Here is a 25,749-nt window from a genome sequence, read left to right on the forward strand (position 1 = left end):
TTCTACTCATTATCTCCCCCAACGCCAAACCACTGATGATACCAACGGGGCATTAATTGTTCCCGCAGGCCCTTAATTACCCAATAATTGCTGAAAAAGAACGCACTGAGTTGGCCGGAACGCGCAGTGTCATGCCAAACCACCGCATTTTCTCGATAGCGGTCTTTTATTTTTTGCGCTGGCAAACGCCAAACATTGAACCGTGAAGCCGAGGCAATCGCCACCTCGGCCCCGCTTGCCCGTAAAAAAGGGCCAATGGAGGAAGTATTGCTGCCATGATGAGGAACCTGTAACAAATTAACCGGTAAACTTTTCCGACTTTGCTTCACTAAGTGCGTTTCCGACTGGCGCTCAATGTCACCCGTGAGTAAAACGCTGAATTTTCCGTCCGTAATACGCACAACGCAACTGTCATCATTTCCCGCGTAATCGTGCAAGGCCAGCGGCCACAGTACGGAAAACTTCAATTCCTGCCACTGCCAGCTCTGCCCGCTTATGCACGGCAAATTACCACGAAATGACGTTCTTAGGCTGGCCTTTGGAAAGGCAGCTTTAACGAGGTCGGTGCCGCCGTGGTGATCCATATGGCTGTGGCTAATAATTATCTGATCTATTTGTATATTGCGCCACTGGAGATAAGGCAGGATCTGCATTTCAGCCTGCGATCCTCCCTCCCATCTATTTCCCGTGTCATAAAGTACACCCCGACCATTTTTTTCAATTAACACCGCCAATCCATGTCCCACGTCAAGCATATCAACTCGCCAGTTTTCGCGGGCTGTTGATTGCCTCCACAGCATCATCAAACCGAAAAGTGCCACCACGCCCGCCGGATAGGTAAAAAGCCACCCCATTCTCCAGATGATAACGCCCAGCCAACCCATCAAGCTCAACCCTATTGCACCTTCGCCGAGTGGCAACCAATAATGCTCTGCCTGTTCAAGCCCGTATAGCACCCATACCAGACTGGCATCGGCCAGTGACCAAAGCGAAGAAACCACAGGAAGCGAGAGTTCATACGGCAGGGGACTTAGGACCAGTGCAATCAACACCAGGGGCACCGTCAACAGCGAGACAATTGGCACTGCCCACAGATTGGCAAAAAATGAAGCCGTACTTAACCCGTGAAACAAGCCAATTTGCATCGGCAGCAGTAAAAAGGTCATTCCGGTTTGAAGATGGGCATAGCGAAGCCAACCCCAGTACCAGCGATGCGAAAATCGATTTGGCAAAGGTGCCCATTGGAACCAGAAGATAAGTCCTGCCACGGCAAAACATGAAAGCCAAAAACTGTCTGAGACAATACCCAATGGATCTTGCATCATCAGCAATGCTACGCCCCAGGCCCATACCTGCCAGGGATGGCAACGCATCCGCCATAAACGCAGCCCCAACCATAGCGTGATGGCCAAAGCTGCTCTCATGGCGGGTGGATTTACCCCAGAAAGCCAGGTGTAATAAAGCACGGCCAGCCAGCTAACGACGAGCGGGAAGCGGTAGTCAATCCAGCGCATCGGCAACAGAAATTGCAGCCCTCGGGCTAAAAGCCAGCCAATAAGCGCCGCGACACCAATATGCAAGCCGGATATTGCCATCAGATGCGCAGTACCGGTAATTTTAAACAAATTGTTCATCTTTTGGGGGATTAACGAACGCTCACCAAATGCTAGCGCCATCAGAACCGGCATGCTGTTCAGGTCTTGGGTCTGCCGCTGTACCCTACTGATAATCCTCTGACGTACGGAGCATGCGCCCGATATAAGTTCGGCACTGCGTATCCGTCCGCTGAGCGTTTGTCTATTCGCAATCGCCCAGCGCTGCCCGTCAAAATTACCGAGATTCAATTGGCTATGCACTGGTCTGAGACTCAGTGTAAGCCGCCAGCGTTGCCCTGCACAATATCCATCAGGAAAGCCGTCACTCGACACTTTAGCCGAAAGCGGTGGAAAAACGCGATGCCCATTGACCTCTTTTAGCGCAATAACCACATTGTGTTTGTCTTCGCGCTGCAAAAAGGCACTGTTTATTTGTGCAACCACCTGCTGCCGTCCACCGCTAAAATTGTTGGTCTGCTGTAAAATTTGCTGGCCGTTTGCCGTCGCCCAAAGAAATCCCATTAGAGCTATGCAAAGCAGTTTTGAGAGGCAATATGGCAGATATCCCGCAACGCAGGCGACAACAAACAGGACAATACAGAAATACAGACCCGGCAACTGCGCCAGTACCGTTAAAGGTAGAATACCGCTGATTAATGCCAGCGAAATTTGAGTGAATGTAATCTTGATGACTCTATCCTTCAGTCAATTGAGGCAGTGTGCTTGCCGCATGGATGAAGGTGGATTGTTGGGGAGATGAGGGATTGAAGCAATTGTGGAAGGCATTTGCTGCGAGACGTTACCCAGAATTTAAATATTCATCAGGCTCGGCTGCTGATTTTAGGCAAAAAAAAACGGTGTCCGTTAAGACACCGTTTTGTTCGCTTTAGGCAGACATTCAGGAAAAGGATAAATCCTTAACCATAAATGTTCGCGCGATCGCGCAACTCTTTGCCTGGCTTAAAGTGAGGAACGTACTTGCCGTCCAACTCAACCTTGTCTCCAGTCTTTGGGTTACGCCCAACGCGCGGAGCACGGTAGTGAAGAGAAAAACTGCCAAACCCGCGGATTTCGATGCGTTCTCCATCAGCTAAGGTTGCAGCCATATGTTCAAGCATCTCTTTCACGGCATCCTCAACGGCTTTCGCCGGGACATGAGAGTGCTGTCCAGCAAGTCTTTCAATGAGTTCAGACTTGGTCATATAACCTCCAAGCTTTGCAGCTAAACTACCGTTATAGAAGCAGCTCCATTAAGGAGCTGCGTCCCGTTATTACTCGCCTTTTGCCGCTTTGAACGCTTCAGCCATAGCGTTAGAGAAGTTGGTTTCGTCTGGTTTGTTGTTAACCACGGCGATTGCATCTTTCTCGTCTGCTTCGTCCTTAGCACGGACGGACAGGCTTACAACACGGTTCTTACGGTCTACGCCAGTGAATTTAGCTTCAACTTCATCACCAACGTTCAGAACCAGAGTTGCGTCTTCAATACGGTCGCGAGAAGCTTCAGAAGCACGCAGGTAACCTTCTACGCCGCCTGCTAATTCAACTGTAGCACCTTTAGCGTCAACTGCAGTTACTTTACCAGTAACAATAGTACCTTTCTTGTTTACAGACAGGTAGTTATTGAACGGGTCTTCTGCGAGTTGTTTAACGCCAAGGGAGATGCGCTCACGCTCTGCATCAACTTGCAGAACCACAGCTGCGATTTCGTCGCCTTTTTTGTATTCACGTACTGCTTCTTCGCCTGCAACGTTCCAGGAGATGTCAGACAGGTGAACCAGGCCGTCGATGCCGCCGTCCAGACCGATGAAGATACCGAAGTCAGTGATTGACTTGATTTTGCCTTCAACACGGTCGTTCTTGTTGTGGGTTTCTGCAAACAGCTGCCATGGGTTAGATTTACACTGCTTCAGACCCAGGGAGATACGACGACGTTCTTCGTCGATGTCCAGAACCATAACTTCCACTACGTCACCCACGTTAACAACTTTGGATGGGTGGATGTTCTTGTTGGTCCAGTCCATTTCAGACACGTGAACCAGACCTTCAACGCCTTCTTCGATTTCTACGAAGCAGCCGTAATCAGTCAGGTTGGTTACGCGACCAGTCAGCTTGGTGCTTTCTGGGTAACGTTTAGCGATAGCAACCCATGGATCTTCGCCCAGCTGTTTCAAGCCAAGGGAAACACGAGTGCGCTCACGGTCGAATTTCAGAACTTTAACAGTGATTTCGTCGCCAACATTCACGATTTCGCTTGGGTGCTTAACGCGCTTCCAAGCCATATCTGTGATGTGCAGCAGGCCGTCAACACCGCCCAGATCAACGAAGGCGCCGTAGTCAGTGAGGTTCTTAACGATACCTTTAACTTCCATGCCTTCCTGCAGGTTTTCCAGCAGTTGATCGCGCTCAGCGCTGTTCTCAGACTCAATTACTGCACGACGAGAAACAACAACGTTGTTGCGCTTCTGGTCCAGCTTGATGACTTTGAACTCAAGATCTTTGCCTTCGAGATGCAGCGTGTCGCGAACAGGACGCACGTCAACCAGTGAACCTGGCAGGAACGCACGAATACCGTTCAGCTCAACGGTGAAACCGCCTTTAACTTTACCGTTGATAACACCGGTAACAGTTGCAGCTTCTTCGTAAGCTTTTTCCAGCATCAGCCATGCTTCATGACGCTTAGCTTTCTCACGAGACAGCAGAGTTTCACCGAAGCCATCTTCAACAGCGTCAAGTGCAACGTCAACTTCGTCGCCAACCTGGATTTCCAGTTCGCCCTGTGCGTTTTTGAACTGCTCTGCTGGAATAGCAGACTCAGACTTCAGACCGGCGTCAACCAGTACGACGTCTTTGTCGATAGACACAACAACACCACGAACGATTGAACCCGGACGGGTTTCGATTGTTTTTAAGGATTCTTCAAAGAGTTGAGCAAAAGATTCAGTCATATTGATAATCTTTAGTTTCTTAAGTTTAACGTCCATCTGGCTTCATGCTGGATGGGGTTGTTTCAAATGCCCCGCTACCGTCCTGGCGGCGAGGTTAAAAAAAACGGTAGCAAAACTGGCACTGACTCCCTTTTCTTTACAAAAAAGAATGGATCAGCACCAGATATTTGCTCGAATCACCGTGTTTGTTTTAGCGGCAATCCTAAAATTTCAGTGGCATACGCCAACGCTTTTTCGATAACTGCATCAATGGACATACTGGTTGAATCCAGTATTAACGCATCTTGCGCAGGAACCAAAGGCGCTATAGCCCGATTACGATCGCGGTCATCCCGCTCTTTTATCTCGGCTAAAAGACGTTCAAAGTTAACACTAAAGCCCTTTTCCTGCAACTGTAGCATTCTTCTGTTTGCGCGTTCTTCAGGGCTAGCATCAAGAAAAATCTTTACCGGTGCTTCAGGGAAGACCACGGTGCCCATATCTCGTCCATCGGCGATAAGACCCGGTTTTTCTTTAAAGGCACGCTGGCGGCGAAGAAGTGCTTCGCGAACCCGCGGAAAAGCGGCTGCCTGTGAAGCGGTATTGCCTACGGTTTCAGTGCGGATTTCATGACTGACATCCTCACCTTCCAAAATAACGTTAAGCTGTCCGTTGTTCGCCACGAAGCGAACGTCGAGGTGTGCGGCAAGCGGCACCAGCGCCTCTTCGGAAACGATATCAACCTGATGATGCAGCGCAGCCAGAGCCAGAACGCGATAAATTGCACCGGAATCAAGCAGGTGCCATCCAAACGCCTCAGCCAGAGCCTTACACAGTGTGCCTTTACCGGCACCACTTGGCCCATCAACGGTTATCACTGGGGTTATAGACGAGGTCATAGCCGTCATTTCTCTCTCCTTTCGGTGGGGAAAACCCCTCATCATTAACCCAACTGGGCTAATTCAGGTGCAGCATTATACGCTGCCTTTTGCCGAACTGTTACCCCACTTAAGCATGTTAAGAAAAATAAGCTGGGGAAAACGGCAAAGCGATTCAATAAACACGCAAAATAGAGAATATTTAAGCATAGCGACGGGAGGATGACTGCGCGAAAATAAAAAAACGGACACGATAATGTCCGTTTTAGAGAAAGGGATGACTAAAGGCTTAGGCCGAGGTGCAGAGTGACGCCAGTAGGTCGAAATACTCTGGGACAGTTTTCGCGGTGCATTTCGGGTCAAGAATCGTCACTGGCGTGTCAGAAAGCGCCACCAGCGAGAAGCACATCGCCATACGGTGATCGTTATAGGTGCCAATTTCAGCAAAAGTCAGTGAGCTTGGTGGAACGATGCTGATGTAATCTTCGCCCTCTTCTACTGTTGCGCCGACTTTACGCAGCTCGGTGGCCATTGCCGCCAAACGGTCGGTTTCTTTTACCCGCCAATTGTAAATGTTGCGCAACGTGGTTGGGCCTTGTGCGAACAACGCCGCAACGGCAATGGTCATCGCCGCATCGGGAATGTGGTTCATATCCATATCGATACCGTGCAGTTCACCGCGAGTACATTCAATATAGTCATCGGACCAAGTCACAGTGGCGCCCATTTTTTCGAGCACGTCGGCAAAGCGAATATCACCCTGCATGCTATTTTTGCCAATACCTGTCACGCGAACGGTGCCACCTTTGATGGCCGCCGCTGCCAGAAAGTAAGATGCGGAAGAAGCATCACCTTCAACCAGGTAAGTGCCTGGGGACGTGTAACTCTGGTTAGCCTGCACGCGGAACTGTTGGTAATCTTCATTAACCACGGTCACGCCGAAGGTTTTCATCAGATTCAAGGTGATATCGATATACGGTTTTGAAACCAGCTCACCTTTAATACGGATAACTGTGTCGCTTTCGGCCAAGGGTGCAGTCATCAGCAGTGCGGTGAGGAACTGGCTCGATACGCTGCCATCCACGCTGATTTCACCGCCTTTGAAGCCACCGTGCAGGCGCAGGGGCGGGTAATTTTCTTGCTCGAGGTAGTCAATCTGCGCGCCGCCCATGCGTAAGGCGTCGACCAGATGGCCGATCGGGCGCTCTTTCATACGTGGCTCACCGGTCAACACCACATTTTGCTCACCAAAGCACAGCGCAGCAGCCAGCGGGCGCATGGCAGTACCGGCATTGCCAAGGAACAGTTCCAGATTGTTGACTTTCGGGAAAACACCGCCCAAACCGTCAATGTCACAGCAGGTACGGTCTTCTGACAGACGGTGCGTCACACCCAACGCAGTCAACGCATTAAGCATGTGGCGAACGTCGTCGCTGTCGAGTAGGTTGGTCAGATGGGTGGTACCCTTGGCGAATGCGGCCAATAAAAGTGCACGGTTTGAGACACTTTTTGATCCAGGTAAATTAATTGTGCCGTTGACTCGTGCAACAGGTTGTAGGGTTAGGGCTTCCACAGCGTCTCCGTAAATCGGTAAGTATTTTAAAAACTAACCCCGGACACAGGGCCGGGGTTAGTTTAATTACGAACATTTCTAATAATAAAAATGCAAATCAAACAGTGAGTCTATACGCCAGATTAACCGTGGCGTTTTTCAAAGTCATTCATAAACGCGGTCAAGGCCTGAACGCCTTCCAACGGCATAGCATTATAAATAGATGCACGCATACCGCCAACTACGCGGTGGCCTTTTAGCGCATGTAGACCGGCTTCCAAGGACTCTTTCAGGAACACAGCATCCAGCGCAGAATCAGCCAACTGGAAAGGCACGTTCATGCGTGAGCGGTTAGCATCGGCAACCTGATTACGGTAGAAACCACTGCGGTCGATGGTACCGTAAAGCAACTCAGCCTTGGCTTTGTTACGTTTTTCGACTTCGTTCAGGCCGCCCTGCTCTTTCAGCCATTTGAATACCATACCCGACAAATACCAAGCAAACGTTGGCGGGGTGTTGAACATTGAGTCGTTCTCGGCCAACACGGTGTAATCCAAAATAGACGGCAGCTCTTTGCGTGCTTTACCTAACAGATCTTCGCGGACAATAACCAGCGTCAGACCGGCTGGACCAATATTTTTCTGCGCGCCGGCATAGATAACACCAAAGCGGCTCACGTCGATAGGACGCGAAAGAATGGTTGAGGAATAGTCGGCAATAACCACTTTATCGCCAAAATCAGGCATTTCATCAATGGCCAGACCATCGATAGTTTCGTTCGGGCAGTAGTGTACGTAAGCCGCATCTTTACTGAGCTTCCACTCGCTCATTGGCAGCAGGCCGCGTTTGTCACCCAGAGTCGTTGTGATGTCAATCACATTTGGCGTGCAATACTTTTGCGCTTCTTTAACCGCGCTGTGCGCCCAGTAGCCGCCGTCGATATAATCGGCAGACGCTTTGTCACCCAGTAGGTTCATCGGGATCGCAGCAAACTGCGCGCGCGCGCCGCCGTGGCAGAACAGAACTTTATAGTTCGAGGGGATATTCATCAGGTCACGAATATCCTTTTCGGACTCTTCGGCTACCTGGATGAACTCCTTGCTGCGGTGACTGATTTCCATCACCGAGGTGCCGAGACCGTGCCAATTACAGAGTTCTTGTTCAGCACGACGTAAGACTTCAGCCGGGATCATCGCCGGACCTGAGCTAAAATTATAAACCTGAGTCATTTCCCCTCACCACTTCTCTTAGATAGCCACTTGAAAGCCAATTGAGCCGTTGATTGATAGCATCATTGAATCGATTGCGTATACCAACAACCAGTTTATCGGTTTTAACACTGGTCACCCCCTGCTGCAATTGTTATTCGCCCCAGATTAATAATCAGTAATAAATTTCATATCTTCGGCTGTTATATTCTTTTTTCTTAGCACAATGAATACGTGGAGCTCAAACCAAAAAACCCGTATCATTGCGCGTTTTTAGAACGCACAAAAGTGAACTCAATGACGCAAACTTTTATCCCTGGCAAAGACGCGGCGCTGGAAGTCTCCATCTCCCGTTTTCAGCAAAAACTTACCGACCTCGGCTTTAATATCGAAGAGGCTTCGTGGCTGAATCCGGTCCCGCACGTCTGGTCTGTACATATCCGCGACCGCGACTGCCCGCTGTGCTTTACCAACGGCAAGGGAGCCAGTAAAAAAGCGGCATTGGCTTCGGCGCTGGGTGAATACTTCGAACGCCTGTCGACAAACTACTTCTTTGCTGACTTCTATCTTGGCAAAGAGATCGCAGAAGGCGACTTCGTTCACTACCCGAATGAAAAGTGGTTTCCAATTCCTGCAGACAATAGCCTGCCAAAAGGCATTCTCGACGAACGGCTCCATGCGTTCTACGACGAAGAAAAAGAGCTGACCGGCAGCGAACTTATCGATTTGCAGTCTGGTAATGCCAGCCGCGGTATCTGCGCCCTGCCGTTTACCCGTCAGTCAGACCTTGAAACCGTTTATATTCCGATGAACATCATTGGTAACCTGTACGTGTCTAACGGCATGTCGGCCGGTAACACTGCCAACGAAGCGCGCGTTCAAGGTCTTTCCGAAGTGTTTGAGCGTTACGTTAAAAACCGCATCATCGCCGAATCTATTAGCCTGCCTGAAATTCCTGCCGACGTGCTGGCTCGTTACCCTAGCGTGGTTGAAGCCATTGCCAAACTGGAAGAAGAAGGTTTCCCTATTCTTTCCTATGACGCATCATTAGGCGGCAACTATCCGGTAATTTGCGTGGTGTTGTTCAACCCAGCAAACGGTACCTGTTTCGCCTCTTTCGGCGCTCATCCTGACTTTGGCGTCGCACTTGAGCGTACCGTCACTGAACTGCTTCAGGGACGCAGCCTTAAAGATCTGGACGTGTTTACCGCGCCAACCTTTGACGATGAAGAAGTTGCCGAGCACGCAAACCTTGAAACTCACTTTATCGATTCCAGCGGCCTTATCTGTTGGGACCTGTTTAAGCAGGACGCAGACTTCGAGTTTGCTGACTGGAGTTTCAGTGGCAGCACTGAGCAAGAGTTCGCCACGCTGATGGCCATCTTTGATAAAGAAGACGCTGAGGTTTACATCGCCGACTATGAGCACCTCGACGTTTACGCTTGCCGTATCATCGTACCGGGCATGTCTGATATTTATCCTGCTGAAGACCTATTGCTTGCCAACAACAGCATGGGCGCACATTTGCGTGATCAGATCCTTGCACTTCCAGGCAGCGATTTCGCACCGGAAGAATATCTTGAAATGATAACTCAACTGGATGATGAAGGTCTGGATGACTTTACCCGTGTGCGTGAGTTACTGGGCATTGCTAGCGGCAAAGACAATGGTTGGTACACCCTGCGCGTGGGTGAGTTGAAATCCATGCTGGCACTCGCCGGTGGTGATATGGATCAGGCACTGACCTGGGCGGAATGGGCGCATGAGTTCAACGCATCAGTCTACAGCGATGAGCGCAATAACTATTACCGCTGCCTGCAAACGCTGCTGCAATTAGCGTTGGAGCCAGAGCGCGAAGCCTCTCAGTATTACAACGCCTTCGTTAAAATGTACGGCCAAGAAGCTGTTGAACGTGCTTCTGCCGCCATCAGCGGTGAGGAACGCTTCCACAGTCTGTTCGCCGTTGACCCTGAACTTAACGCGCTACCAGCCCATCAGGGACTGCTTGCTGCCTATGAGAAACTTCAGGTAGCCAAGCGTCGTTTCTGGTCAAAAGCGTAAGTAGCATCATTACATCAACCGGCGTGAAACCGCCGGTTTTTTTACGACCAAAGTTTCATGTTCCATCCGCTGTTCCATTTCAAAATTAAAGCGGCCTATCTGGTTTGACTCTTCGACGAAACAAGCGTTAAATATCGCCAAACTGAAAGATACTGTGGCTATCTTCTGTTGGATTGATTTTTTTCTTGTAAAATAATGAGATGCAAATTGTATGCTGCAAAATTTCAATTCGACATTTTCGCTTATAAATCAACGCAACCATCTCATTTAACCGTTTTTAGTTAAACTTTTTTTGTGAAAATTAAAAACATTTTTACCCATTAAAATCAGTAAATTAGCCCTATCCCACCCTTCTCATCTGCCTCAACTCGGCGATAGTCACGCCCAGTTATGATCCAAATCAATATCTCAACTACACTAGGTTGCTAATATTCGTCTTGCAGTACATAACCCTTAAGAGAGAGTTAATGTGAACGCTGACAACCCCTTCAATTTGTTATTACCTGCTGCCACGGCGAAAGTTGCCGAAGATGCAGGGGTGTATAAAGCCACCAAGCAACCTATAAAAACCTTTTTCCTGGCGATTACCGCCGGTGTCTTTATCTCAATTGCCTTCGTTTTCTATATCACCTCGACCACAGGTACCGCCAGCATACCTTTTGGCCTGGCAAAACTAGTGGGGGGTATCTGTTTCTCACTGGGCCTGATGCTGGTCGTGGTATGTGGCGCAGATTTATTTACGTCAACCGTATTAACCGTCATTGCCAAGGCAAGCGGTCGCATCACCTGGTCCCAACTGGGCTTTAATTGGCTAAACGTTTACATCGGCAACCTGTTCGGTGCGCTTTTCTTTGTGGCCCTTATCTGGTTTGCAGGCATGCACATGACCGACAACGGTCTTTGGGGCTTAAACGTCCTGCAAACTGCCGATCATAAGATGCATCATACTTTTATCGAGGCAGTTTGCTTGGGCATTCTAGCCAATCTAATGGTCTGTCTGGCGGTATGGATGAGTTATTCCGGCCGCAGCCTGATGGACAAAATGTTCGCGATGATCCTCCCGGTCGCCATGTTTGTCGCCAGCGGCTTCGAACACAGCATCGCCAATATGTTCATGATCCCCCTCGGTATAGTTATTAAAAATTTCGCGCCAGAAAGCTTCTGGCAGGCGGTAGGCAGTGCACCGGACAAATTTGCCGACCTAACTGTCTCCCACTTTATTATCGACAACCTGATCCCGGTGACGCTCGGCAATATCATCGGCGGTGGCTTACTGGTAGGCCTGACTTACTGGGTCATTTATCTGCGTGATGAGCAGCGTCATTAGTCATTAACGATGCTTTTCGCAAAATCTTTAACTGTTATTCAAGTTATCCCGATAACGCAATTTTTTGAAAAAAATCAAATTAGAAGGTAGGTGCAAAATGTCCAAGCTCAATGAAAAATTGACCACTGCATGGCAGGGTTTTAGCGCTGGTGACTGGCAGACTGAAGTCAACGTTCGTGACTTTATTCAGAAAAACTACGCCCCTTACGAGGGTGACGAGTCCTTCCTGGCCGGTGCAACAAAAGCGACGACCACCTTGTGGGACAGCGTGATGGAAGGCATCAAACAGGAAAACGCAACAAAAGCACCTGTTGATTTTGATACCGACCTCGCCTCAACCATCACCTCGCACGACGCGGGTTATATCAACAAATCTTTAGAGACCATCGTAGGCCTACAGACTGATGCACCATTAAAACGTGCCATTATTCCTTTCGGCGGCATTAAAATGGTTGAAGGCTCATGCAAAGTGTATGGCCGCGAACTCGACCCTCAGCTGAAAAAAGTCTTTACCGATTACCGCAAAACTCACAACCAGGGCGTTTTCGACGTCTACACCAAAGACATTCTTAACTGCCGTAAATCCGGCGTATTGACCGGTTTACCTGATGCCTACGGCCGTGGCCGCATTATCGGTGACTATCGCCGCGTAGCGCTTTATGGCATTGATTTCCTGATGGCCGACAAATTTGCCCAGTTCCAGTCTTTGCAGTCAAAACTGGAGAACGGTGAAGACCTGCAAATGACGATTCAGCTGCGCGAAGAAATTTCGGAACAGTACCGCGCGCTAGGCCAAATCAAAGAAATGGCGGCCAAGTACGGCTTCGATATTTCAGGTCCGGCAAGCAGTGCTCAGGAAGCGGTTCAGTGGACCTACTTCGGCTATTTGGCCGCTGTTAAATCTCAGAACGGCGCCGCCATGTCATTTGGTCGCGTATCTACCTTCCTTGACGTGTTTATCGAACGCGATATCAAAGCGGGTAAACTGTCTGAAGAACAGGCTCAGGAACTGATTGACCACCTGGTAATGAAACTGCGCATGGTGCGTTTCTTGCGTACTCCAGAATACGATGAACTGTTTTCCGGCGACCCAATTTGGGCAACTGAATCATTGGCAGGTATGGGCGTTGATGGCCGTACGCTGGTGACCAAAAACAGCTTCCGCTTCTTGAATACTCTTTACACCATGGGCCCTTCTCCAGAGCCGAACATGACCATTCTGTGGTCAGAAAAACTGCCGGTGAACTTCAAGAAGTATGCGGCCAAAGTTTCAATTGATACATCATCAATTCAGTATGAAAATGATGACCTGATGCGTCCGGACTTTGACAACGATGATTACGCCATTGCCTGCTGTGTAAGCCCAATGATTGTCGGCAAACAAATGCAGTTCTTCGGCGCGCGTGCCAACTTGGCGAAAACCATGCTGTACGCCATCAACGGCGGCGTTGATGAAAAAATGAAAATCCAGGTTGGCCCTAAAGAAGCGCCAATGATGGATGAAGTATTAGACTACGATAAAGTGATGGAACGTATGGATCACTTTATGGATTGGCTGGCCAAGCAGTATGTGACCGCACTGAACTGTATTCACTTCATGCACGACAAATACAGCTATGAAGCCGCTCTGATGGCACTGCACGACCGTGATGTTTATCGCACTATGGCCTGTGGTATCGCGGGACTGTCAGTAGCCGCCGACTCACTGTCAGCCATTAAATATGCCAAAGTAAGCACAATCCGTGATGAAGACGGCCTGGCTGTAGACTTCAAAATTGAAGGCGAATATCCACAGTTTGGTAATAACGACTCACGCGTTGATGACATCGCCTGCGACCTGGTAGAACGTTTCATGAAAAAAATTCAGAAACTGCCAACCTATCGTGACGCGGTGGCTACCCAATCAGTACTTACCATCACTTCAAACGTAGTGTACGGTAAGAAGACCGGTAACACGCCTGATGGCCGTCGTGCTGGTGCACCGTTTGGACCAGGTGCTAACCCTATGCACGGTCGTGACCAGAAAGGTGCCGTTGCCTCACTGACCTCCGTTGCCAAACTGCCGTTTGCCTACGCGAAAGACGGGATCTCTTATACCTTCTCTATCGTGCCAAACGCGCTGGGTAAAGATGATGACGTCCGTAAAGCCAACCTAGCGGGTCTGATGGACGGTTATTTCCATCACGAAGCATCTATCGAAGGCGGTCAGCACCTTAACGTCAACGTGATGAACCGCGAAATGTTGCTTGAAGCGATGGAAGATCCAGAAAAATTCCCGCAACTGACAATTCGTGTATCAGGCTATGCAGTGCGTTTTAACTCACTGACTAAAGAGCAGCAGCAGGACGTTATTACTCGTACCTTCACTAAAACGCTGTAAAAGTGATGAGCTTCCTGTAGTTGTTCATTAAGGCTCCACTTGTGTGGGGCCTTTTCACATTGGAGAACATCCGCAATGTCTGTTCAAGGTCGCATTCACTCCTATGAATCCTGTGGCACCGTAGATGGCCCAGGTATCCGTTTTATCGTGTTTTTTCAGGGCTGCCTGATGCGTTGCATGTATTGCCACAACCGCGATACGTGGGATACGCATGGGGGTAAAGAAATAAACGTCGAAGATTTAATGAAAGAGGTGGTGAGCTATCGCCACTTTATGAACGCTTCGGGTGGTGGCGTTACGGCTTCCGGCGGTGAAGCAATTTTGCAGGCCGAGTTCGTTCGCGACTGGTTCCAGGCGTGTCAAAAAGAAGGTATTAATACTTGCCTGGATACTAACGGCTTTGTACGACGTTACGACCCAGTGATTGATGAATTGATTGATGCAACAGATCTGGTGATGCTCGACCTTAAGCAGATGAACGATGAAATACATCAAAAACTGGTGGGTGTTTCGAATCACCGTACGCTTGAGTTCGCTCAGTATCTTGCCAAACGTAATCAACGCACCTGGATCCGCTACGTGGTAGTGCCCGGCTGGTCAGATGATGACCAATCGACACACATGCTCGGTGAGTTCACCAAGGATATGGGCAATATAGAAAAAATAGAACTCCTGCCCTACCATGAACTCGGTAAGCATAAATGGACTGCAATGGGAGAGAAATACGGCCTCGACGGTGTAAGCCCTCCGACCAAAGAAATCATGGAAAGGGTCAAAGGGATACTGGAGAGCTACGGCCACAAAGTGATGTACTGATATTTTTCTTTTTTGAAGCCGCAGCTAGCCACGCTGCGGCTTCAGGAAAAACAGTATTAAGCGGCAGCAACGGGGTTGTGGGTGTTCTCTGTCTTGCGCAGCAACATAATTAAATACACCAGCGCCACGGCGGCTATCATCACAAAGAGCACGCGGTCGGAATAGTTCTGCATCAGTATGGCGGTCATTGAAGGACCGGCAAGACTACCGATGGTATAACTCATCAACAGTGCCTGATTCATGGCGACCAACTCATCCGGATTCACTTTTTCACAGGCCCAAGACATTGCCACTGGATAAAGCGTAAAGCCGGCACAGCCTAACACAAACAGTGCAGGCGCCATGGCATAGCCACTCAGCATGGCAATACTACCGAGAATAACTACAAAAACCTGCACGCGCAGCACAGTCAATCGGCCATAGCGATCGGCCAGGCGCCCTACCGGCCATTGGCCGATTATTCCTGAACTGACAAGCAGCGCCATCCAGTAGCCAACATCGGCGTCGCTAAGGCCACGATGTGCCAAAAATAGCGGCATCAGTCCGTATAATGACCCCAACACGATGCCTGAAATGACACACCCGTTAATGCCCAGTCGGGCACTGCGGCGTTTTAACATTGGCCAAACGCTGGTGTGGGGTTGTTCACTGTCTTGGTTAGTGATGTGTGCAAACAGCAGTGGAAGCATGGCAATAACGATAATACCGGTCACCCAAGGAATGACGCTAAACAACTCGGTTGACACTTTTCCCAGCAGCAACTGACCAACAACGGTTCCGATATAATAAACAATCATATAGGCCGCAAGTAGTTGCCCACGATTTTTCACCGTACCACTACGCAGCAGAGCACTTTCGACAATCACCCAGATCAGTGCACAAGCAATACCGGCGATGAAACGCCAGCTAATCCAGCCAAAGAAGTTCATTGAAAGTGCAAGACCGGCTGTCGCAACAGCAAAAACAATGCATGAAAGCTGATAACTCAGGTTAAAACCTAGTTGCTTGATTAACCGACCCGCGATCAGAGTCCCCAATAAATTCCCGGCGTAATAAGAAGAACTAACAAGGCCAACTTTCCAGGTAGGAAGGGCTTCGTGCGTCAGCCAAAGAGGGACGAGCGTACTCAGTACCGCTATAGAAACGGTAAGCAACAAAAGACCACAGAGCAGCAACAGCACCGGGCGAGAATAAGCAGACATAGAGATTGGGCGACCAGAAATACAATGAAATTGCGCGCATAATGCCATTGGTTAGTAAAAAGTCAATCTGGTGAAATCGACCTTGCGCACAATCTGCATTTCCATGATTTAAATAACTAATCAATAGCCAAGAGTAGAGATTGCACACTTCAAAACAAAAATAAATATCACATTGATTAGTAAGTATTTTGTTTTGCAATCTAGAGAATCGTTTTATAAAAATTAACGCATCGTGTATGGGACGATTAAAAAATATCGCCGATAAACAAAGGTTGTTAAACGTATGCTTTCAATCAATAAAAAAGACCAATCGCATTAACGATTGGCCTTAGATTTTTCACGTAATTTAACCGTTTAAACGATTAATTAACCGATGACGTTCAGTCCACGCATATAAGGGCGCAATACTTCTGGAACTTCAATGCGGCCGTCTGCCATTTGGTAGTTTTCGAGTACTGCAACCAGTGTACGACCAACCGCTAATCCAGATCCGTTCAGCGTGTGAACTAGACGTGGTTTCTTCTCAGTTTTGCTGCGGGTACGGGCCTGCATACGGCGAGCCTGGAAGTCCCACATGTTTGAACAAGAGGAAATTTCACGGTAGGTATTCTGCGCAGGTAGCCATACTTCTAAATCATAAGTTTTGCAAGAACCGGCCCCCATATCACCGGTGCACAGCAGCATTTTACGATAAGGCAGATTCAGCAGTTGCAACACTTTTTCTGCATGACCGGTCAGCTCTTCCAACGCCTGCATGGAGTCTTCAGGGCGAACAATTTGCACCATTTCGACTTTATCAAACTGGTGCATACGGATCAGACCCCGGGTGTCACGACCATAGGATCCGGCTTCTGAGCGGAAGCACGGCGTGTGGGCGGTCAGTTTCAGCGGCAGAGACTCTTCTTCAAGAATTTCGTCGCGCGCCAAGTTAGTCAGCGGAACTTCTGCCGTCGGGATCAGCGCATAGTTGCTGGTGCCCGCTTCTTCACCCAACGGTTTGGTGTGGAACAGGTCTTCACCAAACTTTGGCAACTGACCGGTACCAAACAGCGAATCTTGGTTCACCAGATAAGGCACTGCCGTTTCAATATACCCGTGCTGCTCAGTGTGCAGATCAATCATAAACTGAGACAGTGCGCGATGCATGCGGGCAATTTGGCCCTGCATGACCACAAAGCGTGCACCGGTCAGTTTCACACCGGCGGCAAAATCAAGCCCACCGGCCATTTCGCCCAGCGAGACGTGATCGCGAACCTCAAAATCAAACTGACGCGGCGTACCCCAACGACTAACTTCGAGGTTTTCGCTGTCATCTTTACCAACAGGAACGCAGTCATCAGGCAGGTTTGGCAACGCCTGAGTCACTTTATTCATCTCTTCGAGCAGAGCTTCCAGTTCGGCCTTGGCCGTGCTCAGCTTGTCACCCAGTTCGTTAACTTCCTGACGCAGGGCATCGATGTCTTCACCGCGAGCTTTGGCCGCACCGATCGATTTCGATCGCGCATTCCTTTCAGCCTGAAGATTTTCCGTTTCGACTTGCAGTACTTTGCGACGTTCTTCATGAGCGCGCAATGTTTCTACATCGAGTTTATAACCTCTGCGAGCAAGTTTTTCTGCAACTGCGTCTAGCTCATTACGCAGCAGATTGGGATCGAGCATGCTAATCCTGTTCGTGTTGAATTAAAAATATTTAGATGATGCATACCGCCTGAAACGGCAGCATGTCAAAGAGTTATCAGGGATAACCTTACCGCAACAGCAAATTTATCGGTAGCGTTTTGTCGGGCTATTTTGATCTTGTTCAGTTAACCACGCCATCTTTTCCCCGATTTTGCCTTCCATACCGCGTGCAGTCGGATAATAGTACTGCGTTTTGGCCATTTCAGGAGGGAAATAGTTCTCACCGGCGGCGTAGGCGTTGGGTTCGTCATGCGCGTAGCGGTATTCTGCACCCAGCCCCATCTCTTTCATCAACTTGGTTGGCGCATTGCGTAAATGCTCTGGAACGTCATAGTCAGCCTGCTCTTTTGCATCGCGCATTGCGGCCTTGAAAGCCGTATAAACGGCGTTACTTTTGGGTGCACAGGCCAGATAAACAATAGCTTGTGCAATAGCTCTTTCGCCTTCGGCCGGCCCAACGCGGGTAAAACAATCCCAAGCGGCGATGGCTATCTGCATCGCACGCGGATCGGCATTGCCAACATCTTCCGAGGCAATGGCCAGAAGACGCCTTGCAACATAAAGCGGATCGCCACCGGCGGTGATAATGCGTGCATACCAATAGAGCGCAGCATCAGGGGCAGAGCCACGCACTGACTTGTGCAGGGCTGAAATCAGGTCGTAATAGCGGTCGCCTTTATTGTCAAAGCGCGCACTGCGTTCACCAGAGATTTCATTCAACAGCTCTGTGGTGAGTACCCTGACGCCCTGTGCATCAACCTCGGCCATATCGGCCATCATTTCAATGCTGTTTAAGGCGCGGCGGGCATCGCCATTGACCAATTCGGCTAGCATACGGCGGGTTTGCGGAGAAATACGAATATTTTGCCCAGCATAGCCACGGTCGGCGTTGTTCATTGCCTGATCGATGACCTTTTCGATGTCATCCGCCGTCAACCCTTTCAGTAAATAAACGCGGGCACGCGAAAGTAGCGCCGAATTCAATTCAAATGAGGGGTTTTCAGTGGTCGCGCCGATAAAGGTAATGGTGCCATCTTCAATATGCGGCAGAAATGCGTCCTGCTGACTTTTATTAAACCGATGCACCTCGTCGACAAACAAGATAGTCCGTCGACCGGCATTGCGATTCTGACGAGCGCGTTCAATCGCTTCACGGATCTCTTTAATACCGGACGTAACCGCCGAAATACGTTCAACGTCAGCGTTGGCATAACGGCCAATCAGCTCAGCCAGCGTCGTTTTCCCCGTACCTGGCGGTCCCCACAGGATCATGGAGTGCAGCTGTCCCGCTTCAATAGCGCGTGGCAACGGCTTGCCAGGGGCCAGCAGGTGCTGCTGGCCAATATATTCAGCCAAGGTAACCGGCCGCATTCTTGCGGCCAGTGGCTGAAATTCATTATGGGAAAAATCGAGTGACAGATTACTCACTAAGTCCTCACTGACGCTGATCGTCTACCGTCACACCCTGAGGTGGGGTGAATTTAAATTTGGAATCATCCACTGCGGCATTTTGCTCACCTTTTAACGCATAAGCACTGCGTTGACCATCTTGCTCAACGGCAGTAAAGCTTTTAATCGTGCCCGCAGGCGTCACAGTAATAGCAAATTGCTTAAGATTACCGGTGGCCGCTTTAGGGGTGAGGTTAAAATCATCCCCTTTTTGAGTGACATTGTATTTGGCCCAGTCGCTGCTGTCGTTACGCGTAATCAGCATGAACGGCGTGTTACCGGTGGCATTTTTCAGCCAAGTTGCCGTAACTTGTTCAACAAACGGATTGTAGAACCACAGCGTTTTACCATCAGAAACCAGAATGCTTTCATCCGGCGTGGTCATGTGCCAGTTAAACAGATTCGGACGTTTAACCCAAAGCTGCCCCTCACCCTGCTGAATGTTGGAACCATCATCACCGGTCACCGTTTGAGTAAAGCTGGCGTGAAAAGTATTCAGTTTACCAAGGCGGTTCTTTAAATCGCTGCTGGCATCGGCCAACACAGATCCTGAAATAAATGCGGTCAATAAACAGCTTACAGCGAGTAATTTTTTCATTGTTATTGCTACCTCAAAATCCATTGCGAACAGACGACATCTCCCAACAATTGGGGGAATACCTGAGAAAACAACCCCAGGAACTAAACTTTAGCCGAAGCAACTTGCCCCGCGATAGCTCAATCGTCTGAGAATTATAGCTTTTACGATTCTTTGCATTCCTGACTGTCTGTGAGAAATTTCACTACGGGTGAAGCAAAATTGCCAAGGGCCGCATTTGCGGCCCTTTATTACCCACCCAGATTATTCATGAGGGGGTGGAGCAAGAACTTCACGGTTGCCGTTGTGGCCCGGTGTGCTAACAATCGACTGCGCCTCCATTTGCTCAACGATACGTGCCGCACGGTTGTACCCGATACGGAACTGACGCTGAACGCCGGAGATTGAAGCGCGGCGTTTTTCAACCACAAACTCCACGGCCTGATCGAATAGCGGATCAAGCTCCTCACCCTCTTCAAGCCCTGCGGCACCTTCACCCTCTTCGCCGCCCTTAACGATACTGTCGATGTACTGTGGACGACCGCGCGCTTTCCAGTCCTGAACTACGGCGTGAACCTCCTGGTCGCGAACAAATGCACCGTGCACGCGGATAGGAATCGAGGAATTAGGGGCCATATACAGCATGTCACCCATTCCCAACAGCGATTCTGCGCCCCCCTGGTCGAGAATAGTCCTCGAGTCGATTTTGCTCGACACGGTAAAGGCAATACGCGTCGGGATGTTAGCCTTGATTAAACCGGTGATAACGTCAACCGAGGGCCGTTGAGTTGCCAGAACAAGGTGAATACCCGCAGCTCGCGCTTTCTGTGCGAGACGAGCAATAAGCTCTTCTACTTTTTTGCCAACGGTCATCATCAGGTCGGCAAATTCGTCTACCAGCACCACGATAAACGGCTCTTTACCCAGCATTCTCGGCTCATGACCCATGCTGTCGCTAGGCTTCCAGAACGGATCGGGGATTGGCCAGCCCATAGCTTCTGCTTCTTTAATCTTCTCGTTGTAACCAGCAAGGTTACGCACACCCAGAGCAGACATCAGCTTATAGCGACGTTCCATTTCACCCACACACCAGCGCAGCGCATTGGCCGCATCTTTCATGTCGGTAACCACCTCAGTGAGCAAGTGAGGAATGCCCTCATACACTGACAGCTCGAGCATTTTCGGGTCAATCATGATAAAGCGCACGTCTTCAGGCGTTGCCTTATACAGCATGCTCAGGATCATGGCGTTAACGCCCACCGATTTACCCGACCCTGTCGTACCCGCCACCAGCAGGTGCGGCATTTTTGCCAGGTCTGCGACCACCGGTTGACCAGAAATATCCTTACCCAGCACCACAGTTAGTGGAGAAGGATCGTTTTTGAACTGCGGACAGTCGAGCACTTCACGCAGGTAAACGGTCTGCCGCTTTTTATTCGGCAGTTCCAGGCCCACGTAAGGCTTGCCAGGTATGACTTCAACAATACGCACCGCCACGGTAGACAGTGAGCGCGCAAGGTCTCGAGAAAGATTCGAGATACGCGCGGCTTTTACACCGGGTGCCAAATCCAGCTCAAAACGGGTGATTACCGGCCCAGGCAACTTATCGACAACCTCGGCCTTGATGCGATAATCATTCAGTCGCGCTTCGATTAACTGCGCAGTTTGCTCAAGAGCGAACATATCGACAGGTTCTTCCGTAGCCGGAGCCGACGTCAGCAAGTCAAGGCTTGGCAACGGCGTGGTTGGCCTACTGACAGGCTGCTCATTACGCATCAATGCCGGATGGATAAGACTGTCCATCACTGGTTTTACGGGTTCTACAGGCCGCGGTTGCTCTGCGGGTGTTGAAGCCGCGTTTTGACGGTAAGAATCAGGTTGCACTGACTCTTCTGCATGCGGTGGAAGTGTAAACAGCGGTTCCACCGGCGTATCGTCAATCAAGTCTGCCATCGGCGAGAAGTTAAATGCGTCGTGCGTACTGATATTTTGGCTTGAAACAGGACTCACACGAGGCGTTTCCTGATACTGAGGCGTTTGCTGACGTGTTTGCGTCTCCTGATAAGGCTGCGACTCCACCTGCTCGGGTTCAGACTGATAACGCGACTGTTCGCGAGCTGCAAACTGCTGACGCAGTTGAGCCTGTAGCAGTGCATCTTCGTCTTCTTCGCTCGGTTCAGCTTCTTGCCCATAGCGCTGATTCTGCTGATCGACCCACGCCTGCCTCAGCGCCGCTTCCTGCATGGCCTCTTCATCTTCAACAGAAGAAGTCTGCGGCTGCGGAATTTGCGTGGCCTGTGCCTGTTGGCGTGCGGCTTCTTGCTCCTGCTGTTCAGCGATGCGCTGCGACGGCAGTTTAATCCCGTACGAAGCCAGCTCACGGCGAGTCGGCAGTTTTACAGGATTTGGACGCGGTAATTCTGGGCCAAAGCCTTTCTTGATTTGCGGATTATCGTCACTCACTGCGCTAAACGCCGGCATAAACATGTTGCCCGCTTCCGATGCTGCCGATTTTCCTGCCTGTGCTAAGCCGGTCGCCAATGCAGCCGTTGCCGCAATGCTACCTACTTCAGGCGTCGAGCTGAAATCAAACGGTGAACGCTCATTCTGCGGCTCGGAAACCTGATTCCAGTTGCCAAGTTGAGGCTCATCGTATCGGCGAGACTGAGGTGAAGCACTTGGTTGAACGGTTCTTGGCACCGGTGTTTCTTCAGGAATTTCAAAACTGTACAACGGCGGCGTTTCTGGCTGTTGAGCCGATACCGCAGGCTGAACCCGTGGCGCGGACTGCGGCTGAGCAGGCGTTTGCACTGCGGCATTAACCACAGAAGCAGGGCTGGCAGGCGCTGGAGTCTCGCTCACAACGGCCGGAGCAGGACTTAGCGCGGCAGCAGCCTGAGGCAGTGGTGTTGCAGTTTCATTAACAGACGGTGCCGAGAAAAGAACATCGTCGTCGGCCAGTGCCGCAGCAGAAACCGCCACCGTTGCCGCAGTAGCAACTTGCGCGGGAGAAGCCGGTGAGTGGGCTTCCTCTTCTTCGTCGTCGTGATGATTTTTGAGCAAGGTATCATCGTGCTCATCACGACTGTCATACTCATAGTTGTAATCATCGTCGCGACGCGAACGGTTAGTCATAAAGGTGGTAACACCGAGCACCGTGCCGCCTATTTTCTCGGCAATAGTCAGCCAAGACCAACCGGTAAACAGCGTAAGACCAGCGGCCCAAACGCACAGCAATACCAGCGTGGCGCCCACGTTATTAAACCACGGCGTCATAGCCGTACTCAGTAAACTGCCGATCACGCCACCTGAGGCAAAGTAGTAGAGATCGTCAATATTGAGCGCAGCCAGACCACATGAGGTCAGAACCAGTGCAAGGGTGCCTATCAGACGCAGAGAGAGCGTAAAATAGTCTATATAGTCATGATTATCCCGCTGGCGGAAAGAGGCCCAGCACAGGCAAAGCATGATAGGTGGAATGGCATACGCCAACACGCCAAAAATGAAGAATAGCGTGTCGGCCATCCAGGCTCCGACACCGCCCCCCAAATTATGGATAGGACCGTGCCAAGAGGTTTGAGACCAGCTCGGATCGGACGGATTGAAACTTATTAACGCTGCCATGAGATAGATGGCAAACACCGCTACCACAACCAGCACAGCCTCCAGAATTCGGCGGCTACTGCTGAGTTTTTTCAAGGTAACGTCTTTATCTTCTGTATATTCCTGGCTCAAGAAAGGCTCTCCAGGTTCCTGTGAACTGAAATAGCGATAGCGCCGAGAGACCGCCTCGGCGCCAGAGCTGTATGGATACACAGGAGTGTAGCTAAATTAATTAGGTTTTGCACCTGTACCTTTTACTTACCGGGTTTTAATTACCAGGCGGTTAGTCTGTTTCACTTCTTCCATTACCACATAGGTACGGGTGTCGTTAACGCCTGGTAAACGAAGAAGCGTTTCGCCAAGCAGTTTACGGTAAGCAGACATATCCGGTACGCGGGTTTTCAACAAGTAGTCGAAGTCCCCAGAAACCAAGTGACACTCCTGAATATCTTCTAGTTTTTGTACTGCCGCATTGAATTGCTCAAACACATCCGGTGCACCACGGTTGAGGGTAATCTCAACGAAGACCAACAACGAAGCATCCAGATAGTGAGGATTAAGCAACGCAGTGTAGCCATGAATGAAATTCTGACGTTCTAAACGACGAACGCGTTCCAGACATGGCGTAGGTGACAAACCTACGCGTTTGGAAAGCTCGACGTTAGAGATCCGGCCATCCTTTTGCAGCTCATTAAGAATGTTACGGTCAATACGGTCGAGATCTTTTCCCGGACGTTTCTTGTTATCTACCATTATTATTATCTCTCTGATGTCCTTCCCTGCACTTGCCATACCCTAACCAACTTCAATGTTGAGGGTTTATCCTAAGCGAAGACCTGTTTTTATAGGTTATTGCGACTCACCTTAAGACGTCTTGCCCCTGTCAGAAGAAAACGAATTTTTTTCAGTGACGCCGAAAAAGGAATAACGCTAAATGACTCATCAGGATAAATAAATCCTGACTCATGCGCGCTGACTGCCTTAAAAACGAACAATGCAATACCCATTACGGGTGAAGTGGCACCACATTGCATAATTTTGAGACACCAGCTGGCGTTTAATTTCTTCTTCCCTAGATGTTTTCGCAAATGCACAGCGGATTGTCAAAGTAAAAGAAGCAAAATCAGAAGAACATGCCGGATTGAAATCCGTCAACGTCCTTTTTAGCTATCTTTTGCGATTGAACAATAACAAAAGTAAAAACTCAAAAATCATTTTTACCTACGATCGCGAGTAAAAACTATCAGACAAATCGTTAACAACATCTGAGTATGCTTTTTTTACGCCGCAGTTTTCCCTACAATCTCTCCCATCAAGTAGTTCGCCATCACGGAGATGAATTCCATATGGGTACGGTAAAACATAGTAAGTTATTGATTTTAGGCTCTGGCCCTGCGGGTTACACCGCGGCAGTCTATGCTGCACGCGCGAACCTGAATCCGGTTTTAATTACCGGAATCGAAAAAGGCGGTCAATTGACTACCACCACTGAAGTGGAAAACTGGCCGGGAGACCCTGAAGGCTTAACTGGACCGGGCCTGATGGACCGCATGCATGAACACGCGACCAAATTTAATACGGAAATCATTTTTGACCATATTAACCGCGTCGATCTGCAAACTCGCCCCTTCCGGCTGTTTGGTGACAGCGAAGAATATACCTGTGACGCGTTAATTATTGCCACCGGCGCCTCAGCACGCTACCTAGGTTTACCCTCGGAAGAAGCCTTTAAAGGCCGAGGCGTTTCTGCCTGTGCAACCTGCGACGGTTTCTTTTACCGCAACCAGAAAGTCGCGGTAGTTGGCGGTGGTAATACTGCCGTTGAAGAAGCGCTTTACCTGGCCAACATCGCGTCCGAGGTTCATTTGATTCACCGTCGCGAAAACTTCCGCGCCGAAAAAATCCTGATTGATCGTCTGAACGAGAAAGCCACTAACGGCAATATTGTGCTGCACACTAATCAGACGCTGGATGAAGTATTGGGCGACGAAATGGGCGTAACCGGTGCAAACCTGCGTGACGTTCACAACGACGAGCTGAAAAAGCTGGACGTTGCCGGTATGTTTATCGCTATCGGTCACAGTCCTAACACCGGAATTTTCGACGGACAGCTGGAACTCGAGAATGGCTACATCAAAGTTCAGTCAGGGATCCAAGGCAACGCGACGCAAACCAGTATTCCTGGCGTATTCGCAGCCGGCGACGTAATGGACCATATCTATCGTCAAGCCATCACTTCAGCGGGCACCGGCTGTATGGCCGCGCTGGACGCAGAACGTTATCTTGACGGTCTGGCGCAGGCTCATTTTGAATAACGCTGCAAGTTTGGCGTAAAAATGGGATGCGAATTCCCAAGGCGACCTCAGGGTCGCCTTTTTTGTTTGTAAAGCCGGTCGTTTTTTGTAAAAGTCGGGTGTGTTCAGCGCCAGCAAGACCCTATATAATGTGCGGGCTTTCCGGCTGACATGGAAAACAATGGACAATTGCGCCCCCAATG

17 protein-coding genes are annotated in these 25,749 nt (G+C 49.8%); 5 read left to right on the forward strand and 12 right to left on the reverse strand.

Annotation, left to right across the window (positions count from 1 at the left end; translation table 11 throughout):
• Positions 1–2: 2 nt before the first annotated feature.
• The 6 genes from BS639_RS00440 to serC form a co-directional block, all read right to left on the reverse strand.
• A complete protein-coding gene (locus BS639_RS00440; RefSeq protein ID WP_324615963.1) occupies positions 3–2,285 on the reverse strand; it encodes a ComEC family protein in 2,283 nt (760 codons plus the stop codon).
• A 227-nt stretch (positions 2,286–2,512) separates the two neighbouring features.
• Positions 2,513–2,797 carry an integration host factor subunit beta gene (gene ihfB, locus BS639_RS00445; RefSeq protein ID WP_009636638.1) on the reverse strand — a complete coding sequence of 95 codons (285 nt, stop codon included), beginning with the start codon at positions 2,795–2,797 and terminating at the stop codon, positions 2,513–2,515.
• A gap of 69 nt (positions 2,798–2,866) precedes the next feature.
• On the reverse strand, positions 2,867–4,540 hold the full coding sequence (gene rpsA / locus BS639_RS00450; RefSeq protein WP_139804018.1) for a 30S ribosomal protein S1: 1,674 nt from the start codon (positions 4,538–4,540) through the stop codon (positions 2,867–2,869).
• Positions 4,541–4,716: 176 nt separating this feature from the next.
• A complete protein-coding gene (cmk, locus tag BS639_RS00455; RefSeq protein ID WP_055778265.1) occupies positions 4,717–5,418 on the reverse strand; it encodes a (d)CMP kinase in 702 nt (233 codons plus the stop codon).
• Positions 5,419–5,686: 268 nt separating this feature from the next.
• Complete coding sequence (gene aroA / locus BS639_RS00460) at positions 5,687–6,970, reverse strand: 3-phosphoshikimate 1-carboxyvinyltransferase (RefSeq protein ID WP_084981953.1); 1,284 nt, start codon at positions 6,968–6,970, stop codon at positions 5,687–5,689.
• 122 nt (positions 6,971–7,092) lie between these two features.
• Complete coding sequence (gene serC / locus BS639_RS00465) at positions 7,093–8,178, reverse strand: 3-phosphoserine/phosphohydroxythreonine transaminase (RefSeq protein WP_055777928.1); 1,086 nt, start codon at positions 8,176–8,178, stop codon at positions 7,093–7,095.
• A 276-nt stretch (positions 8,179–8,454) separates the two neighbouring features.
• Here serC and ycaO point away from each other — a divergent pair, with 276 nt between their 5' ends.
• From ycaO to pflA, 4 genes are all read left to right on the forward strand, one after another.
• Complete coding sequence (gene ycaO / locus BS639_RS00470; RefSeq protein WP_084981954.1) at positions 8,455–10,218, forward strand: 30S ribosomal protein S12 methylthiotransferase accessory factor YcaO; 1,764 nt, start codon at positions 8,455–8,457, stop codon at positions 10,216–10,218.
• 469 nt (positions 10,219–10,687) lie between these two features.
• On the forward strand, positions 10,688–11,545 hold the full coding sequence (gene focA, locus BS639_RS00475) for a formate transporter FocA (protein ID WP_055777922.1): 858 nt from the start codon (positions 10,688–10,690) through the stop codon (positions 11,543–11,545).
• A 97-nt stretch (positions 11,546–11,642) separates the two neighbouring features.
• A complete protein-coding gene (gene pflB / locus BS639_RS00480; RefSeq protein WP_084981955.1) occupies positions 11,643–13,925 on the forward strand; it encodes a formate C-acetyltransferase in 2,283 nt (760 codons plus the stop codon).
• 75 nt (positions 13,926–14,000) lie between these two features.
• Positions 14,001–14,741 (forward strand): pyruvate formate lyase 1-activating protein, encoded by a 741-nt coding sequence (pflA, locus tag BS639_RS00485; RefSeq protein WP_055777916.1) that lies wholly within the window; start codon positions 14,001–14,003, stop codon positions 14,739–14,741.
• A 56-nt stretch (positions 14,742–14,797) separates the two neighbouring features.
• Here the strand turns inward: pflA and BS639_RS00490 are convergent, their stop codons facing one another.
• The 6 genes from BS639_RS00490 to lrp form a co-directional block, all read right to left on the reverse strand.
• On the reverse strand, positions 14,798–15,943 hold the full coding sequence (locus BS639_RS00490; RefSeq protein ID WP_084981956.1) for an MFS transporter: 1,146 nt from the start codon (positions 15,941–15,943) through the stop codon (positions 14,798–14,800).
• Positions 15,944–16,309: 366 nt separating this feature from the next.
• The gene (gene serS, locus BS639_RS00495; RefSeq protein WP_084981957.1) at positions 16,310–17,602 is read right to left on the reverse strand and encodes a serine--tRNA ligase; all 1,293 of its coding nucleotides are present in this window, start codon (positions 17,600–17,602) and stop codon (positions 16,310–16,312) included.
• 105 nt (positions 17,603–17,707) lie between these two features.
• The gene (locus tag BS639_RS00500) at positions 17,708–19,051 is read right to left on the reverse strand and encodes a replication-associated recombination protein A (protein ID WP_055777907.1); all 1,344 of its coding nucleotides are present in this window, start codon (positions 19,049–19,051) and stop codon (positions 17,708–17,710) included.
• A 7-nt stretch (positions 19,052–19,058) separates the two neighbouring features.
• Complete coding sequence (gene lolA, locus BS639_RS00505) at positions 19,059–19,670, reverse strand: outer membrane lipoprotein chaperone LolA (protein ID WP_055777904.1); 612 nt, start codon at positions 19,668–19,670, stop codon at positions 19,059–19,061.
• A 243-nt stretch (positions 19,671–19,913) separates the two neighbouring features.
• Complete coding sequence (locus BS639_RS00510; RefSeq protein ID WP_084981958.1) at positions 19,914–23,384, reverse strand: DNA translocase FtsK 4TM domain-containing protein; 3,471 nt, start codon at positions 23,382–23,384, stop codon at positions 19,914–19,916.
• A gap of 126 nt (positions 23,385–23,510) precedes the next feature.
• Positions 23,511–24,005: a leucine-responsive transcriptional regulator Lrp gene (gene lrp / locus BS639_RS00515; protein ID WP_009636652.1), complete on the reverse strand. Its 495-nt coding sequence runs from the start codon at positions 24,003–24,005 to the stop codon at positions 23,511–23,513.
• Positions 24,006–24,598: 593 nt separating this feature from the next.
• Here lrp and trxB point away from each other — a divergent pair.
• Entirely contained in the window at positions 24,599–25,567 is a 969-nt protein-coding gene (gene trxB, locus BS639_RS00525) for a thioredoxin-disulfide reductase (RefSeq protein WP_055777895.1), read from the forward strand.
• Positions 25,568–25,749 lie beyond the last annotated feature (182 nt).

The organism is Rouxiella silvae, assembly GCF_002093625.1.
Taxonomy (GTDB): Bacteria; Pseudomonadota; Gammaproteobacteria; order Enterobacterales; family Enterobacteriaceae; genus Rouxiella; species Rouxiella silvae.